The following is an 18,696-nucleotide window of genomic DNA, read 5'->3' on the forward strand; positions in this document are numbered from 1 at the left end:
ATTTATCCTCCTTACATGGTCAGGTCGATACGATTGAAGCGCGCAAGCAGCTCGCTGAGTTTCGTCAATCCTGCACGTCGCTCTCGCGGATCAGTGGACTCGGCAAGATCGGCGGCGCATACGCCAATGGGCATGGGGCCTTGCCCGTCGGGAATAAAGTCGGCCACCCGCAATCTAACTCCGACAGGTGCAGCACCCTGTTTAAGCCGACAATTTCTGACGAGCTGTTCGCATCCGTCAGCGAGGACATAACCCTCAACCAGACCTGTGCGTGCCAACTGGAATTCGTCAGCAAGCTCGCCGGTGGCCGCACAAGCGCGAATCATAGCTTCGGCCTTTTTGCGCATGGAATCCCTGCACCAATATTCGCTTGTCCTGGCCCGACGCCGGGTGAGCCTGGCGAGATTTTCGGCATCCATATCGTGCAAATATCCTCTCAGCCGATAACGTTGCTGCGGGCTAATCCACGGCACGGGTTCGTCGCTGATCATGTAGAGAGCGGCGAATGCCATCCGCTCAGAGTATGGGCGCCCGGCACTTCCAGCCCAACGCGCACAGCGAAGTACGGAATCGTCTGTGATGAGAACGCCTTTACGGCCGTCTGTGAAAGCGACGAGATCGCCCGCCTCGCACAGTGCAGAGATTCGTCGCTCGCTCACCTGCAATCGTTGCGCGGCTTCTTGACGGGTAAGCAGCGTGCTGGTCGTTCTGATGGACATGCCATCATTGTATACACAATTATTCCCATTTGTGAATAATTCTGTATATACAAAACTGTACGCCTAGGCGAATAGTTATGTATATATTTTCCGCCTCTCGTCACACCGCGAGGGAACAGCGCACGGCAGCTTGAGCCATCTCGCTTATGTGTGGCACCTAATCGCCAACAACGCGAGTAGGAGGGTCGGAATCACAACGGCCATACTCGCGATATCGGGAAAAAGCTGCCACACGTAAGCGAGATACCTCAGCCCCGCGGACTGTCCGCTTTGCGGGTCAGCAGCGCACTGTGCGTCAGTGCTGGTTGTTGAGGCGGTGATACATTTCGCTGATTTCCAGGTTGCGCTGGAACTGGGCGGGCTTGGTGTCCTGATCGATGGTGGCGAGTTCGACGCCGGCGATGCGGGCGAAATCCTCCCACGCCTCACGGCCGACCGAAGTGGTCATGACCGTGTGATGCGCGGCACCGGCCATGAGCCAGCACTCGGCCGAATCCTTGAGGCTCGGCTGCGGCTTCCACAGGGCGCGGGCGCACGGCAGCTTGGGCAGGTCGCCGAGCGGGCTGACCACATCGACCACGTTCATGGTCAGGCGGAAACGTTCGCGCACGTCGGACATGGCCACGACCACCGCGTCCTTCTTCGGGGCGACGGTGAACACCAGGCGCACCGGGTCGGCCTTGCCGCCGATGCCCAGCGGGTGAATCTCCAGCTTCGGCTTGGCCATGGTGCCCACGGACGGCGAAACTTCCAGCATATGCGAACCCATGATCATCTCGTTGCCCGGGGTGAAGTTGTAGGAATAATCCTCCATCAGCGAGGCGCCGCCATCCAGGCCATATCCCATCACGGCGCCGATGCGCACCAGCACCGCCGTCTTCCAGTCGCCCTCGGCGGAGAAGCCGAAGCCATACTCGGACGGGAAGCGCTGCGGACCCACGCCCGGCAACTGCGGCAGGGTGCCGAGATCCTCGAAGTTGTCGACGCCCGCGGTGCAGCCGTTGGCCTGCATCATGTTCACCATCGCGGCCTCTTCCTTGGCGGCGATGAACAGGGCGTCGTACTTCGCGTCGAGCAGTTCGGGGGCGATGTCGTACTTGGCCTTGTAATCCTCAATAATCGCCTTGACCTGGTCGTCCTTGACGGCCTCGTAGGCGGCGCACAGTTCGTTGACGGCCCAGGTGTTGATCGACGCGCCGAACACGCGCTCGGCCTCGGTCTTGTCGCCTTCGGTGACGGCCACGTTGCGCATGTTGTCACCCCAGCGCATCACCTTCATGGTGTTCGAGGCGTCCCAGCCGGCGGCGGCGCGCGCCCACATGCCGATTCTCTCCGCCACCTCGGGGTCGGTGTAGTGGCCGACGACGATCTTGCGCGGGATGCCCAGGCGCGTGAGGATATAGCCGAACTCGCGGTCGCCGTGGGCGGCTTGGTTCAGGTTCATGAAGTCCATGTCGATGGTGTTCCACGGAATCTCGAAGTGGTGCTGCGTGTTGAGCTGCAGCAGCGGCTTGGTGAGCACTTCGAGGCCGCGAATCCACATTTTGGCCGGCGAGAAGGTGTGGCACCAGGTGACGACGCCGATGACCTTCGGATTGGCCGAGGCTTCGGTCATGAATTGCTTGATGGCGTCGGAGGACTTCAGCGTGGGCTTTAAGACCAGCTTGACCGGAATCTTGCCGGTGGCGTTGAGCGCGTCGACGATTTCGGTGGATTGGGCGGCCACTTGGCGCAGCGCCTCTTCGCCGTACAGGTCCTGCGAGCCGACGCCGAACCAGATTTCCTTGCCTTCAAATGGGTTTGCCATGGTCATGTTCTATTGTTCCTTACTTCGTTGTATTCGAATGATTAATCAATGCTGGCCATAAATATTCTGGTAGCGGTCGTTCAGGCGCTCAATATCTTCCTGCGGAATGGGGATGATGTCGCCGAGCTGACGGGCGGCCCACATGGTGTGGGCGACTTCTTCGGTCATGGCGGCGGCTTTGACGGCGGCTTCCGCGTCCTTGCCGATGGTGAAGGGGCCGTGGTTCTGCATCAGGACGGCCGGGGACTTCGGATATTGCTTGAGCGTTTCGACGACGCCTTCGCCAATGGCCTCCGAGCCGATGAGACGGAACGGGCCGACAGGCACGGGGCCGCCGAACTCGTCGCCCATCATGGTCAGGCCGCACGGGATGTTCTGGCCAGTGGCCGCCCATGCGGTGGCGTAGGTGGAGTGGGTGTGCACCACGCCGTACACGTCGGGCATGTGGCGATAAATATAGGCGTGCGAGGCGGTGTCGGAGCTGGGGGATTCCGCGCCGTCGACCACGTTGCCGTCCAGATCGCACACCACCATCGAGCTCGGCGTCAGGTATTCGTAGCGCAAGCCGGAGGGCTTGATCACCATCAGATCGGCCGTGTGCAAGCGCTGCGAAACATTGCCTGCCGTCCACACGACCAGATTCCACTTGATCAGCTGCTCGTGCAAGGCGGCGACGACTTCGCGCACCTGCTTGACTTCGGCGCGAACTTCGGGGCCGTAATCAGCCAAAGTTGCCATGATTTGTTTCCTTTCGTCGGGTCTTACTTACGTTATTTGGTTTCCAGGGGGATGCTTGCGATCGCGGCATGTTCGATTGGCAGCCCCTTGCGGAAGCGAGCGAAGAAGGCCTCGAACCCCGCCACATCGGACGGATCGGGCGCCTCGGTGGTGGATTCGGCACCTGCGAACACGCGGTTATCGAGGTAGTCGGCCAGCGAGCAAGGTGTGTGCCACAAATAGTCGGCAAGCACCGCCATGCCCCACGCGCCACCTTCAGCGGCGGTGCTCATCACCTTGATTGGCGTCCCGAACGCGGCCGCAAGAATCTTCTGAGCCACCTTCGGCGTGGTGAATACGCCGCCATGACCGACCAACGAATCGACGGCCACGCCTTCGTCGTTGGTCATGACATCCATGCCGATCTTCACTGGCGAGAATGCGCTGAACAGCTGGGCTCGCATGAAATTAGCCAGGCTCATCTCATCTTCCGGGCCGCGGGCGAACAGCGGGCGCCCCTCGGAAAGTCCCGCCAGGAATTCACCGGTACGGAATGGATAATTGATCAAACCGCCGCAATCGCTGTCCGCCTGGTCGCTGACAGCCGCGCGGAAGAGGGTTCCGAACAACGTGCCGGCATCGACGGGATGCCCGATGGCCTGTGCGAATTGGCCAAACAGACCAACCCATGCATTGAGGTCGGAAGTGAAGTTGTTGGCATGGCTCATACCCACCAAGTCACCGGCCGGAGTGGTGACCAGATCGACTTCCGGATGCAGACGGGCAAGCTTGCCTTCGAGCACCACCATGGCGAAAATCGAGGTGCCGGCGGAGACATTGCCGGTGCGCACGCGCACGGAATTGGTGGCCACCATGCCGGTGCCGGCGTCGCCTTCAGGCGGGGCCAGCACGACGCCCGGCTGCAACGTGCCCGTCGGGTCGAGCAGCTTAGCGCCCACTTCGGTCAATTCACCCGCGGGAGTGCCGGCGACCAGCGGCTCCGGCAGCAGATCGGCGAGCTTCCACGGCTGCGCCGACACCTCAGGCAGGGTATTGAATTTGTCGAGCAGCTCGGTTTCATAGGCATGGGTGGCGGGGTCGATCGGGAACATGCCGGAGGCATCCCCCACGCCAAGCACCCTCCTGCCGGTCAGCTTCCAGTGCACGTAGCCGGCGAGCGTGGTGATGTAGTCCACTTTCGAAACGTGCTCTTCCCCGTTGAGCACCGCCTGATAAAGGTGAGCCACGGACCAGCGTTCGGGGATGTTGTATTGGAACAGCTCGGACAGCCGTTCATGCGCCTCGTGGGTGTTGGTGTTCTGCCAGGTGCGGAACGGCACCAGCAGTTCGCCATTCTCATCGAACGCGAGATAGCCATGCATCATGGCGGAGAAACCGATATGGCCGATGGAGGTCAGACGCTCCCCATACGCGTTGTACACATCGTTCGCCATGGAAGAGTATGCGGTCTGCAGCCCCTTCCACACCTCTTCGAGCGAATAGGTCCACAGGCCGTCCTCCAGATGGCTGGCCCACTGATAATCACCCGAAGCGATGGTGCTGTACGTATCGTCGATCAGCACGGCTTTGATGCGGGTGGAGCCGAACTCGATGCCGAGCGAAGTGCGGCCCCCACGAATCTTCTGCGCAATTTCGGCAATCTGTTCGCCGGGATTCGCTGCTGCCATATATGCGCTCCTTATCTGGCCTGATAGCGGCTAATCGGTTGTATCTCAAGCGTTTGCAGGCTCTTCTCCGAGCTACTGTTAGCGCTCACATTCATCGGTTCATTATTGTAGCGACTGCTGGGCCATGCCACAAGCGCGGCATGCGGATTGCTTTAGATTGCCTTAGATTGCCTTAGATTGCTTTACATATAACCGACATAACGAAGCGTCGCACATAGCCGAACGCTTCGCAAGACAGACAGCATATTCACGCGCGGGAGGCGGGGCCGAGGGACGCGCGGTTGACCACCGCGGCCGGAATCAGCCCCATGCCGTGTTGCGTCGAGTGGAACACCGGCTCCGGCCCCTCGCCGAGCAGGTGCAACGTCTCGCGCATGGCGGCGGTGCCAAGCCCCTCGAAGTCGGGCCTGACCGTGGACAGCGGCGGGAGCATGTTGTCCATCGCGGGCATGTCATCGAAACCGACAAGGCTGACGTCCTGCGGAATCCGCAAGCCGTGCTCGTGCAACGCGCGCGCCGCACCCACCGCCTGGCTGTCGTTGGCCGCAACCACCACCGTCGGCAGCTGCGCGCCGGTTTTGCCGCAGGTGTCGATCAGATGGTTCATCTTCGCATACGCCTCGCCGGCCTGCCATGTGTCGCAACGCATCACCTGCGTGCGCACGGCCTCGCGCGCGCAAAGCGCCTCCCACGCGGCCAAGCGGGTGGCGGCGTCGCGCCATTCCTTGGGGCCGGCCAGATACAGAGCGTGCCTGTGCCCATAGCCGGCAACCAGCCGCACAACCTCCTGCATCGCGGCCCACTGGTCGATGCCGACGAAAGCGGTTCGCCGCATATCCTCGTCGGCAATCAACGCGCGCACCTCACGCATGCTCATCCGGCCATGCGTGGACGTGACGATGACGCGCGGCTGGCTGACCCGCGCGCGGCAAGCGACATCGAACATCACGTCGGTCGGCGTCAGGAAAATAAACGCATCCACATTCTGCTCGTCCAACATGTCGACGAGATCGTCAAACTCGCGCTGGGTGCACAGGGCTTCATGCACCATCGCGACGCTCATGAACAGTCCGTGGCTGCGCGCCATGGATTCGATGGCGCCGATTGTGTGGATGGGGCCGAAAAAACCCGAGCCGCCGGCGATTAGCCCGATGGTGCGCGAGCGATGGGAGGCGAGCGCCCTGGCTGAATTGGAGGGGCGATAGCCGAGCTGGTCGATGGCGGTCTGCACGCGGGCGCGGGTGGCGTCGGAGACGTCCGGGGAATCGTTGATGACGCGGGAGACGGTCTGGTGGCTCACGCCGGCCAGCTTGGCCACCTCGAACATCGAGGGGCGTTTGTTGGACTTGGTTGCCATATCGTTCCTCTTGTTCCTCCCGCGTGACGTCACTTCCAGCCTACCGCGAAACGTGAGCGCTCATAACGATTATTGGGGTTGCTGTTCCGCGATCAGACGGGTTCGCTTCGCCTTATGCGTTACGATGCGTACGATGCGTTACGTCAGCTTCCAAGTGACGCGGTGCAATGCGGAGGGGCCATGCTCGGCTATGGCGGCTTTGTGCGCGGCCGATCCATAGCCCTTATTGTGCGCCCAACCGTACGGCGTATATCGGGGATTTCCTTGGGCGAGGGAGACCATCAGAGCGTCCCTCGTCACTTTGGCGATTACGGCGGCCGATGCGACGGTGGCGCAATGCCTGTCGCCCTTGACCTTGGTGACCACATGCGCGGGCACGGGGACGCTCGGCGCGTCGAAGGTGCCGAGCGCCTTGGTGATGTAATCATGCGGGCCGTCGAGAATCGCGCCGACCCTGGTCGAAGCGTTGGTCTCGATGCCGAGCGAGCGCTCGAGTTTAGATAGAGCACGCAAGGCAGCAATGCCAAGAGCATACGAGATGCCCCACTCGTCGATTTCGCTGTTGCTAGCCTCGCCCACGGCCCACGCGGCGCACCAATCCTTCAGTTCGTCGACGATGGCTTCGCGGCGATGCTCGGTGAGCATCTTGGAATCGGCCACACCAGCGGGCACAGCCAGCGGCTTGTCGCCTTCCAAATCGCGCGTCCAAATGGCCGCGGCACCAACCATCACCGGGCCGGCGAGCGCGCCGCGCCCCACCTCGTCGAAACCGACGACAAGCTCATAGCCCTGTTCGGCGAGTTCGCGTTCCAGCGCAAGAGTCGGGGTGATCACGAGGCGTTCCCGTCGGGCACGTTGTCGAACACTTCGTGATGGGAATCGAGCAAGCCGATGCGGTTCAACGGCCAATATCGGAAAATCGCCACGCCGACGATGTCGCTGACGGGGACAAGCCCGTGCTGGCCATCGTCCTGATGGTAGCGGGAATCGGCGGAATTGGAACGATTATCGCCCATCACGAACACATGGCCGGCAGTCACCGTCACCTTAAACGCGAAAGAACTCGGCTGTACATCCGACTTGAGATATGCGGATTCGTCGACGGCGACGCCATTGATGGTGATCGGCTGCCCAGCGCCCGCACACTCGACCACATCGCCCGGCAGTCCGATCAGGCGCTTGATCAAATAGTCACCTTTACTCGAACTGGAGGATTCGCCGCCCAGCCAGTTGGCGGGGTCGTGGAACACCACCACATCGCCGCGTTTGAGACTGAAGAAGCGGGGCGTGAGTTTGCTGGCGGCCACGCGATCGCCGATTTGAATGGTGTCCAACATTGAGCCGGAGGGGATGGTATAGCAGCCGATGAGCAGGATGCGCACCAGCAGCATCACCACCACGGGCACGCCGCACCACAGCACGAAGTCGCGCCAGGTGAAGGTGCCGGGATCCACCGGCTTGGCATGTCTTGGCACCTGATTGCCTTTGGCGGCGCTGGTGGGGAGCGGCGCGGGATCGACACCGTGGTCGGCCACCGCAAGCGTATAGCTGTCGCGGTCTTCGACGATCAGCTGACGCGGCGAAGACTGCGGCATCGACGGCTCATCATGCGAATCGGACATATTCCCTCCTGAAGTCGGCGGCACCCATCATAACCGTTGAATATGGGTGCGGCCCGGAAACCAGCGGAATCCGGGCCACAGCAATAAAGCCTTGAGCAACGCTCACTTGGCGGAGTTGTCGCGGCGCTCGACGATACGAGCGGCCTTGCCGCGCAGCGAACGCAGGTAATAGAGCTTCGCGCGGCGCACGCGGCCGTGACGCACGACCTTGATGGAGTCGATCGCCGGGGAGTGCAGCGGGAAGCGGCGCTCCACACCGGTGCCGAAGCTGATCTTGCGCACCACGAACGTCTCGTGAATGCCGGTGCCCTTGCGAGCGATCACCACGCCGGTGAAGGTCTGGATACGCGAGTTGTTGCCTTCCTGGATCTTCACGTTCACGTCGACGGTGTCGCCGGCGCGAAACTCGGGGATTTCCTCGGCGGGCTTCAGATTCTTGGCATTGAATGCCTCAATAGCGTTAACCATTGCTATTCCTCGGTCGCTGCCGCATATCAACGCACTGGTTCGGGGCGGGGCGGCTTAAAGTGAGCCGCGCGCCCAATCGTTTCCTTCGCGGGTTTGCCCGCCAAGGGGTGCCAATCCGCCGTATTGCGCCCTTTCGAGCGCTTCGGCTGGACCTGTAAGCGAAGCGGGTTTATGCGGCAACCCGCTTCGCGACACAACAAGATGCAAAGATACTCTAGCCATAAGACGACGAAGAGCCCAGTGGACTCTTCGTCATATTCACATTCGGCGCCAGCGCTAACGCAACCGCGCTCAGAACTCGCGGTTGGCGCGATAGAACTTGATCAGCGACTGGGTGGAGGCGTCCTGGGCGGCCAGGGCGTCGTCATCCTGCGAGATGGCCGGGGTGATCTGCTTGGCGAGCTGCTTGCCCAGCTCCACACCCCACTGGTCGTAGGAATCGAGACCCCACACAGTGCCCTCGACGAAAGTGATGTGCTCGTACAGGGCAATCAGCTCGCCGACCGCGAACGGGGTCAGCGCCACGCCGAAGATGGAGGTCGTCGGGCGGTTGCCGGTGAACACGCGGGCCGGCACGATCTCCTCCGGCGTGCCCTCGGCGCGCACTTCGTCGGCGGTCTTGCCGAACGCGAGCGCCTTGGTCTGCGCAAAATAGTTGCCCAGGAACAGCTCATGCACGTCCTGGTCGCCGTCCTTGGTGGGGTTCGGGGTGTTGACGAACGCGATGAAATCGGCCGGAATCAGCTGGGTGCCTTGGTGGATCAGCTGATAGAAGGCGTGCTGGCCGTTGGTGCCCGGCTCGCCCCAGAAGATTTCGCCGGTCTCGGACGTGACGGGCGTGCCGTCCCAGCGCACGGACTTGCCGTTGGATTCCATCGTGAGCTGCTGCAGGTAGGCGGGGAAGCGATGCAGATACTGGTCGTAAGGCAGCACGGCGTGCGAGGCGACCTTGAAGAAGTTGCGGTACCACACATTCAACATGCCCATGAGCACCACGACGTTCTTCTCGAACGGGGTGTTGGCGAAATACTCGTCAATCTCATGGAAGCCGTGCAAAAATTCCTCAAAGCGAGCCGGGCCGAACACGACGGCCAGCGAGGTGCCGACTGCGGAATCGACGGAATAGCGGCCGCCGACCCAGTTCCAGAAGCCGAAGGCGTTGTTCGGGTCGATGCCGAACTCGGCGACCTTCTCAAGGTTGGTGGAGACGGCCACAAAATGCTTTTTGATGGCTTCGGCGGTTTGCGCCTCGTCGTTGCCGCTGATCGCGCCGGCGGCCTTGAGTTCCTCAAGCAGCCACGTGCGGGCTTCGCGGGCGTTGGTCAGGGTTTCCAGCGTGGTGAAGGTCTTGGAGACGATGATGAACAGGGTGGTCTCCGGGTCGAGGCCCTTGGTCTTTTCGGCCAGGTCGTTGGGATCGATGTTGGAGATGTAGCGAGCCGAAATGCCGGCGTCCGCGTAGGGCTTGAGGGCTTCGTACACCATGACGGGGCCCAGGTCGGAGCCGCCGATGCCGATGTTGACCACGGTTTCGATCTTGCGGCCGGTGATGCCCGTCCACTTGCCGGAGCGCACGTCCTCGGCGAAAGCGTAGATGCGACTGAGGGTCTCGCGCACGTCCTTGACGGTATCCTGGCCGTCGACGATAAACTTGCCTTCGTCTTCGACCGGGCGGCGCAGCGCGGTGTGCAGCACGGCGCGGTCCTCGGTATTGTTGATGTGCACGCCGGAATACATGGCCTTGGTGCGCTCGTCCAGCTTGACGGCCTTGGCGAGGTTGGCGAACAGCTGCAGCGTTTCGGGCTTGATGAGGTTCTTGGACAGGTCGAAATGCAGATCGCCGGCGTCGAAGCTCAGCTTGTCGACGCGGCTGGCGTCCTCGTCAAACCACTGCTTGAGGCTGATGCCCTCAGATTGCAGCTCGTCGTAGTGCTTCTGCAGGGCGGCCCACTCAGGGGTCTTGGTGGCGTCAACTGGAGGATTGATGGCCATGATTGATTAGGTCCTTTCATCATTGGCGGGAAGCGGCGCATCAGACTGATGACAACGTTTGCGAAGCCTCCCATGTCAGTTCACAACATACTCACAAAAGCGGACAGGAGACAACAAAATACGCCATCAGCCATATCGGCGACTAAGACAACGGGAAAGCACGTTAGATTAAGCAAAGGCCGTGTCTTGGGACGAACAGTCCGGTGGGCTGTTTGTAACAGCGAGCAGCGATAGCGTCGCGAGCGCGCGACACCAAACACGGGATTGACGCAACCACGAATCACGGTGTCTAAAGCAACCTGTTCTCGGAGTGCATACCGGCAACCAAGACAACGGGGAAACACGTTAAATAGGCAATGTACGTGTCTTGGGAGCGGATGTCGCCGTGTTCGACACCCTCCGGGCCGGTAGGCCAAGTCTTACGTCTCACACAGCAACATCCGCTCCGAAAGTCGTCTATGTCTGTTTGGGGGTAACGCGTCTGTGTTCGCTTGAGGGTAACGCACGTTTATGTTCGTTGAGAGTAAGGCGGTTATGTCTGTTTGGGGTGGCGCGGTTATTCCTGTTTGAGGCGGAGTTCCTCTTCGAGTTGCTGGATGCGCAGGGCCTGGGCGGCGATGAGCTGGTCGCGCGGGTCGACGGCCTTGCCCTGCGGCGCGGATAGGTCGGGAGACTGCTTCCAGCGGGCGAAGGCGCGCTCGATGCGCTTATAGCCGACAAGCTTGGGATCCAAACCGGCCTCGCGGAACAGGGCCGCGGGCTTCTCACCCTCCCTATAGCGGCGCATGCACTCCACGCGGAACCAGTCCGCGTAGCGGATACGCGAGGACGCGTCAATACTGTCCACCGCAGCCAACGACGACAAATACGCCCGCTGACCCGACGTGAAACTTTGCGGCTCACTCATCCGTGCACCATCCTTATCAATCATCGCCATTCCGGCCGAAGCCTTATTCGGTCATTGTCATTTCGACTTATTTGTCATTTCGACCGAGCGCAGCGAGTGGAGAAATCTTGCTTTGCATGCTTATGACGTTGGCCGAAAGATTTCTCCGCTTCGGCCTGGCGGCCTCCGGTCGAAATGACAGTAAGGGGGGGGAGGCATGCCCGGTCGAAATGATATGAGGAAAGGCGGGGGAAGCGGGGCACGAGCCCCATGTCCCCCGCCTTTCGGAAACCGTCAACCGGCCGGTGGCCGGGCGGTTTAAGCCCGGCCGGGCCGGTTGTTCGGTTTAGTGGGAGCGACGGCGGCGCAGGGCGCTAGCGGCGAAGCCGGTAGCAGCCAGGGCCAGGGCCGTAAGGCCCGCGGCGAAGCCGGTGGCGCCGGTGGAGGCCAGGGCGTTGACCTTGGTCCAGCGGGCGTGCAGCTTCTTGCCGATCGCATCCTCCAGGTTGGTGATCAGGTTGCCCTCGTCGTCGTACCAGCCCTCGAACGTGTAGCCCTCACGCGTCGGCACGGGCAGCTTGCCGTCCTCGCCGGTCCAGTCGGCGGGGATGTCGCCGCCGTTGGCGTCGAACGCGTCCGCCACGCTGGTCCACTTGACGTGCAGCTTCTTGCCGATGGCGTCCTCGAGGTTGGTGATCAGGTTGCCCTGCTCGTCATACCAGCCGTCGAACTTGCTGCCGGGCTTGTACGGCAGGGGGAGCTTGCCGTCCTCACCAGTCCAGCCGGAGGGCAGGTTGCCGCCGTCGGTGTCGAACGCGTCGTTCACATTCGTCCACTTGGCGTGCAGCTTCTTGCCCACGGCGTCCTCGACGTTCGTGATGCGGTTGCCGTCCTCGTCGTACCAGCCATCGAACTTATAGCCCGGCTTGCTCGGCAGGGGCAGCTTGCCGTCCTCACCAGTCCAACCGTCAGGCAGGTTGCCGCCGTCGGTGTCGAACGCGTCGTCGACCGGGGTCCACTTCGGATGCAGCTTCTTACCGGCCGCGTCCTCGACGTTGGTCACGGGGTTGCCGTCCTCGTCCACCCAGCCGTCGAACTTATAGCCCGGCTTGCTGGGAACGGGCAGCTTGCCGTCCTCGCCGGTCCAATCGTCGGGGATGGTCACGTCGCCGTCCACGTCGAACTCGGTGGGCAGCTTGGTCCAGTGGGCGGTCAGCTTCTTGCCGGCCGCGTCCTTGACCGTGGTCACCCGGTTGCCGTCCTCGTCGTACCAGCCATCGAAACGGTAACCGTCACGCGTCGGGGTCGGCAGCTCGCCATCCTCACCCGTCCAATCGTCCGGCAACGTGCCGCCGTCGGGGTTGAACGCGTCGTCGACCTTGGTCCACTTCGCGTGCAGCTTCTTGCCCACGGCGTCCTTCACGGTGGTGATCAGGTTGCCGTCCTCGTCGTACCAGCCGTCGAACTTGTAACCAGGCAGGGTCGGGGTGGGCAGCTCGCCGTCAGCGCCCGTCCAGTCGTCGGGCAGGGTGCCGTCGCCGGGGTCGAACGCGTCGTCGATCTTCGTCCACTTCGCGGTCAGGTTCTTGCCCACCGCATCCTTCAGCGTGGTCACCTGATTGCCGTCCTCGTCAAACCAGCCATCGAACTTGTAGCCGTCACGGCTCGGGATGGGCAGATTGCCGTCCATGCCGGTCCAATCCGACGGGATCGTACCGCCGTCGGGGTTCAAGCCCTCCGTGCTCGGGTTCTTCGTCCACTTCGCCGTCAGGGTCTTGTCGCCCAAGTCGGACGCACCGATCGCAGTGACCTGCTTGCCGTCCTGATCAACCCAACCCGCGAACGTGTAACCGTCCTTCGTCGGGCTCTTCAGGGTCGCACCCACGCCATACGTGTACGTGGCGGGGTTCTTCGGGTCCGAACCGCCGTCGAGCTTGTAGGTCAGCTTGTAGGTGTTGGCCTTCCAGGTGGCGTTGACCTGCAGCATCGACTGGGTGAACGTCTTACCCTTCACATCCCGATCCCAGCCGGTGAACGTGTAGCCGGTACGGGTCGGATCCGCCGGAACGGTGTACGTGGTGCCCAGCGCGCCGGTCTGGATATTGGACGTGTTGCCGTCCTTGTCCGTGCCGCCGTTGTAGGCGAACAACACCACACCGGTCGCATTCCGCACATACTGCGCCGTCAACACCACATCCTTGCCTGGCATGGTCAGACTCGCCAGCTCGTCACTGGTGACCAGGCCAAACTCGTCGGACTGCCAGCCGACGAACGACCAGCCAGCCTCGGGAGCGACCTCCGGCGCCTTGACGTCCTTCAGCTTCGCGTCAGTGGCCACCTTATACGTCTTGGCGTCCTTCAGCGAACCATGATCGCCCTTGGCGAACGACACCGTGTGCGGGTCCGCGGTCCAGTCGGCCGTCAGCACCAGCGACGCCGCATCGAACGTACCGGAGGGATCGACCTTCTTGCCATCCGCGAGCCAGCCCTTGAACGTGTACCCGTCCTTCGTCGGGTTCGCGGGCACGTCGTACTTCGTGCCCAGCGGGCCGGACAGGGTGAGCACGCCCTCGCCGCCGATCTGGCCGCCGTCCGCGTTGAACACCACCGTGGCGGTCGCGTTCTGCGCGTACTGCGCCGTGAACTCCACGTCCTTGGCCGGCATCACCAGGTTCGCCAGCTGCTCGGAAGTCACCAGGCCGAACTCCTCGGACTGCCAACCCACCAGCGACCAACCAGCCTCCGCCTCAACCGCCGGAGCCACAACATTGGCATCGGACAGCTTCGCGTCCGTGGCCACCTGATAGTCCGTGGTGCCCGTCAGCGCGCCGTGATCGCCCTGCTTGAACGTCAACGCGTGGCTGTCCGCGGCCCACTCGGCCACGTACACGCTCACGCCATCGGCATACGTGCCGTCCGGCTCCTGGCCGGTCGCGTCCGCCCACTTGACGAACGCGTAGCCCTCACGGGTCGGCGTGTTCGGAACGGTGTACTCGGTGCCCTGCTTGCCCTCGAGGGTCACGCTGGCGTCCTTGTTATCGATCAGGCCGCCGTTCGCATTGAACACGGCCTTCGCGCCCTTGGTTTCCACGTACTGCGCCGTGAACGTCACCGGGTTCTTCGCGCCGGAGACGACGTACCCGTCCTTCACGGCGTTCGCGCCGTACAGGCGCTCGTCCTCGCTGGACTGCCAGCCCGTGAACGTCCAACCGGCCTTCGCGCTCACCGTCGGCTCGCCGGGCACCTTCGCGCCCGAGTTCACCGTGTACTCCGCGTCGCCCGCCAGGGTGCCGTTGTCACCCGGCAGGAACGTGACCGTGTTCGGGTTGACCTCCCACTGGGCCGTGTACGTCACCGAAGCGTACTTCGTGGACGGGGTCTTGTCCCAACCCGTGAACTTCCAGCCCGTGCGCGTCGGCTTCTCGGCGGCGGCCGTCTTGTCCGCCTCGGAATACTCCGCGCCCTCCAGGCCGGTCAACACCAGCGACGAGTCACCCTTCTTGTTGTAGCCGCCGGCGTAGTTGTAATGCACCTCCACGCTCGACTCCGGCACATACTTCGCCGTGAACGTCACCTCTCGGTTCGCGCCCGACACGACATACGCGTCCACAGTGTCCTGCGAATACACCTTCTGGTTCTCGCTGGACACCCAGCCCACGAACCGGTAACCGGCGTCAACGCTCACCGTCGGCTTGCCACCGACCGTGTCACCCGACTTCACCTTGTTGTACTCGGTGTTGCCCGCCAGCGTGCCGTGCTTGTCGTTAGCGTCCTGCACGAACTTCACCGTGTTCTCGTTCGGCGTCCACTTGGCCGTGTACGTCGCGTCCGTCACCAGCTTCACCTCGGTGGCATCCGCCGCCAGATCGTCCAGGGACGAGGGCGTCGCCGTCCAACCGGCCAACGTGTAACCCGTACGGGTCGGCGCCGGCACCTTCGCGGTCAGGTTCTGGTTCGTCTTGACGCTCGAGGACGACTTGCCGTCCAGGGTGCCGCCGTTGTAATTGAACAGCACCTCCACGGTCGGCGTGTCCTCGAACTCCGCCTCGAAATTCAGGCCCGGCTCGGAAACCAGGGCGGCGATATCCGCCGGCTGATACAACGCGCCCGGCGTCTTCACGTCACCCTTGGTCACGCTGGCACGCCAGCCCTTGAACACCTGGCCGTCCTTCGCGCTCACCGTCGGGGCCACGTAACCCGTCACACTGCCCAACGTCGCGTCGGTATTCACCGACAGGCTGGCCGCGCCCGCGGTCTGCTCGCCCTTATTGGCATCCACGGTGAACTTGATGTCGTTGGCCGTCGCGCTCCACTTGGCCGTATAGGTCGCGTTCTCGTACTTCAACGACGGGGTCGCGTCCTTGCCGTCCTTCGTCCAACCCTTGAAGTCGTAACCGTTGCGCGTCGGGACCGGGACCTGGTCCGCCTTGTACGCCATGTCCTGCGTGCCCGTGAGCGACGAAGACGACTTATCATCCAAAGTGCCGCCGTTATAGTCGAACACGACCGTCATCTTGGGCAGATCCTCGTACACCGCGGTGAACGACAGGCCCGGCTTGGCCTTCACGTCCTTGATCTGCGCCGGCGTGTACACCGTGCCGTCACCGGCCTTCCAGCCAGCGAACTTCTTGCCGGTGCCCTCGGTCGCGGTCACCACCGGGGCCTCGTAACCCGTCACGCCGCCCAACGCATCGCCGGTCTTCACCGACAGCATGGGCTTGCCCGCGGTCAGCGTGCCGTCACCGGCCTCGCCCTCGGTCTCGTTCTTCACGGTGAACGTGACATCAATGGGGTCCGCATTCCACACGGCCGTGTACACCGTCACGCCATCCGCGTACGTGCCCGTCTCGCCCGGCTGCAGGACCGTGGAGCCCGCGGCCCAACCGCCGAACGAGTAACCATCGGTACGCGCCAGGACCTTCGGGGCGGTATAGGTCCTGCCCTTCAAATCGCTCATGCTCACGAGCGCGTCCTTGCCCGTGTTGTCGATCTGGCCGCCGTTCGCGTTGAACACCACCGTGCACTTGTCATTCGCCACATACTGCGCCGTGAACGTGACCTTCCTGGCCATGTCGCCGGTGCCGGTGCCCTTCACCTCGTACGTCGCCATGTCCTTGGCAGCGTAGACCTTGCCGTCCTCGCTGGACTTCCAACCAACGAACGTGTAACCCTTGTCCGCGGTCGCCGTCGGGGCCGTGACCGAGGCCTCACCCAACGTCTGGGCCGTCTTCACCGCGTCCTTGTACTCCGTCACCGCGCCCGCGGGGAACGAACCATGATCGCCCTGGGCGAACGTGACCGTGTTGTCGTTCGCAGTCCAGTTGGCCGTGAACTTCACGTCCTCCGTATACGTCGCCGTCTTATCGGTCGTGGCCGGAGGTGTCACCGTCGTCGACGTCGTGGTCCAACCAGCGAGCGTGTAACCCGTACGCGTCGGAGCCGGCACGTCATACGAAGTGCCCTCACGGCCGGTCAACGTCTTCGACGACGCGCCATCAGCAGTGCTGCCGCCGGCGTAATCGAACTGGACCGTCATCTTGTCCGTATCCGCATACACCGCGGTGAACGTCACATCCGACGACACGACCAGATCGGCCAGCTTATCGGTCGTACTGTCAACCGTGTACACGGCGCCATCCACACTCGACTGCCAGCCCGCGAACTTCCGGCCCGCAGCCTTACCGGCATCGGTCATACTCACAACCGGCTTCACATACGCCGGATTCGTCGCCGTGGACAGCTTGACGCCATTCGCCACCGACAGGGACTCGGGAGCAGTCATCGAACCATACTGCTTCGTCGTGTCCGGGTTGACCACGAACTTCACATTACGCATCGCCTTCGCTGTGACCGACACATTACCCGTCACCTTCGCAGCAGGAATCGTCAACTCACCCGTGGTTGTATTAAACGTGTAATCCGTATTGGCAGTGAGCTTCTTGCCGCCAACCGACACCGACACCGACGACGCATCCAACGTGTGACTCGTGTCGGCGGGCTTCAACGTCGTAGTAAACGTATTATTCGCCAACATCACCGTGTCCTTATTAGTACTCGTCACACCATCCAAGTCATACGACACATCAACACGCTGAATCGAAGTGGACGCCTCACTACCAGCACCCGAGAGAGAGAAGTCCTCAAACTCAACATAAAAACCTTTATTGTATTGCTTATGATCGTCATTGTTCAGATCATTCCACCGACCCGTGCCGTCACGACCATACTCGGCACAACCTTCAGCACCCCCAAGGGCATTGGGTTCGCCATTGGACCAGTTGACGTATACGCCATCGGGAGCTTTACCGGTTGATCTTGTGCTGGTGGTCCAGATCTTCGTTCCGGCGCTCGGGCCCGTCACCCAATACCAAGCCGTACCGTAATCCTCATCCGCAGCATACGTGCCGATATCGTACGTGTCGGGATCATCAGCCGCATGAGCCGCAGTTATGAAACGGGTCGCACCAATCCAACCCGGCGCGTTGTTGAACGACTTGTAAATGAGGTTATGCTCCTCTTTCGACTCGATAGTCAGCAAATGACCCTTCTGCTCATAAAACTTCATGGACTTCGCCGCACCAAACGCCTCATCCCAATCCAGAGCATCATTGCCAGCCTTTTGGACGAACGTGTACGCGTGGCCATTGAACAAAGTTATGCTGCACTGCTGGCCGTCGTACTCCACCTGCAGCGTCGCGTTCACGGCGTTGACCGACACCTTCTGCGCTATATTGCTGTCCAACGTGAACGTCAAACCACGCAAAAACGACTGCAAGTCCAACGCGGCCACACCCTCCGTGGCCGACTCCGACTTCTTGATCACAAGATACTTATACTGTTTATCGGCAGTCACATCGTCTTTTGCCACGTACGTGCCGTCCTTGTCCAGCGCCTCCACAAACTCGCCGTTCGTCGGAGCGGTCGAGCTCAGGGTGAAATACCCCGAATCAACCTGCACCGTGACATACGAGCTGGCGCCACCCGACACGGCCGCGTTGCCCAACTGGTACGTGCCCTTGCTGAGATTGACGTTGGTCCTGTTGCTCTCGTTCAGCCTCACCGACGGCTTGTCGTCAGCCGCCCACACCGCGGGCACCGCCACCGCAAGCACCATCAGCGCAGCCAAACCGGCCGCCAGTATGGCAACCAGCCAGCGCAACAGCCCGCGCCTGACGCCGCTTTGAGATGAAAATCTCACCATAAGAAACTCCTAAAATTTCTTTTTCTTCTACCAACCTTCCCCCAACAAAGACGGCGCTCCCACGCGCGGAATCCGCGCGCGAAGACGCCCTCCCAATCGGGGGAGGAGGAAACCCCGAGCATCCGAATCGGTCAGAACCATGCGACCGTCCCGGAAGAACGGGGTCACCAATAGCGCAAAAACTACCCCCCCCCAGGACAACACAGAACTCCAACAGCGGCGGGTAAGTATAAAAAGTC

Annotated in this window: 11 protein-coding genes; all 11 read right to left on the minus strand. The window is 61.9% G+C overall.

Going from position 1 to position 18,696, the window contains the following annotated elements; all coding sequences use genetic code 11:
• Positions 1–11 precede the first annotated feature (11 nt).
• Complete coding sequence (locus tag G1C94_RS07845; protein WP_253902357.1) at positions 12–719, minus strand: helix-turn-helix domain-containing protein; 708 nt, start codon at positions 717–719, stop codon at positions 12–14.
• A 295-nt stretch (positions 720–1,014) separates the two neighbouring features.
• On the minus strand, positions 1,015–2,532 hold the full coding sequence (gene araA / locus G1C94_RS06290) for an L-arabinose isomerase (RefSeq protein WP_172146363.1): 1,518 nt from the start codon (positions 2,530–2,532) through the stop codon (positions 1,015–1,017).
• Positions 2,533–2,571: 39 nt separating this feature from the next.
• The gene (locus G1C94_RS06295; RefSeq protein WP_172146366.1) at positions 2,572–3,264 is read right to left on the minus strand and encodes an L-ribulose-5-phosphate 4-epimerase; all 693 of its coding nucleotides are present in this window, start codon (positions 3,262–3,264) and stop codon (positions 2,572–2,574) included.
• A 32-nt stretch (positions 3,265–3,296) separates the two neighbouring features.
• The gene (locus tag G1C94_RS06300; RefSeq protein ID WP_172146369.1) at positions 3,297–4,931 is read right to left on the minus strand and encodes a xylulokinase; all 1,635 of its coding nucleotides are present in this window, start codon (positions 4,929–4,931) and stop codon (positions 3,297–3,299) included.
• A gap of 247 nt (positions 4,932–5,178) precedes the next feature.
• On the minus strand, positions 5,179–6,258 hold the full coding sequence (locus tag G1C94_RS06305) for a LacI family DNA-binding transcriptional regulator (RefSeq protein WP_172146445.1): 1,080 nt from the start codon (positions 6,256–6,258) through the stop codon (positions 5,179–5,181).
• Positions 6,259–6,426: 168 nt separating this feature from the next.
• A complete protein-coding gene (locus G1C94_RS06310; protein ID WP_172146372.1) occupies positions 6,427–7,122 on the minus strand; it encodes a ribonuclease HII in 696 nt (231 codons plus the stop codon).
• Positions 7,119–7,910, minus strand: coding sequence for a signal peptidase I (lepB, locus tag G1C94_RS06315; RefSeq protein ID WP_417852150.1), 792 nt, complete (start codon positions 7,908–7,910; stop codon positions 7,119–7,121). The genes G1C94_RS06310 and lepB overlap by 4 nt, the downstream gene beginning before the upstream one ends.
• A gap of 102 nt (positions 7,911–8,012) precedes the next feature.
• The gene (rplS, locus tag G1C94_RS06320; RefSeq protein ID WP_172146375.1) at positions 8,013–8,378 is read right to left on the minus strand and encodes a 50S ribosomal protein L19; all 366 of its coding nucleotides are present in this window, start codon (positions 8,376–8,378) and stop codon (positions 8,013–8,015) included.
• A 291-nt stretch (positions 8,379–8,669) separates the two neighbouring features.
• A complete protein-coding gene (pgi, locus tag G1C94_RS06325) occupies positions 8,670–10,370 on the minus strand; it encodes a glucose-6-phosphate isomerase (RefSeq protein ID WP_172146378.1) in 1,701 nt (566 codons plus the stop codon).
• Between the two features lie 556 nt (positions 10,371–10,926).
• The gene (locus G1C94_RS06330; RefSeq protein ID WP_172146381.1) at positions 10,927–11,277 is read right to left on the minus strand and encodes a hypothetical protein; all 351 of its coding nucleotides are present in this window, start codon (positions 11,275–11,277) and stop codon (positions 10,927–10,929) included.
• Between the two features lie 325 nt (positions 11,278–11,602).
• Positions 11,603–18,457 carry an InlB B-repeat-containing protein gene (locus tag G1C94_RS06335; RefSeq protein WP_172146403.1) on the minus strand — a complete coding sequence of 2,285 codons (6,855 nt, stop codon included), beginning with the start codon at positions 18,455–18,457 and terminating at the stop codon, positions 11,603–11,605.
• Positions 18,458–18,696: the final 239 nt, after the last annotated feature.

The sequence above is a fragment of the Bifidobacterium panos genome, assembly GCF_012932445.1.
In the GTDB taxonomy this organism is placed as follows: domain Bacteria; phylum Actinomycetota; class Actinomycetes; order Actinomycetales; family Bifidobacteriaceae; genus Bifidobacterium; species Bifidobacterium panos.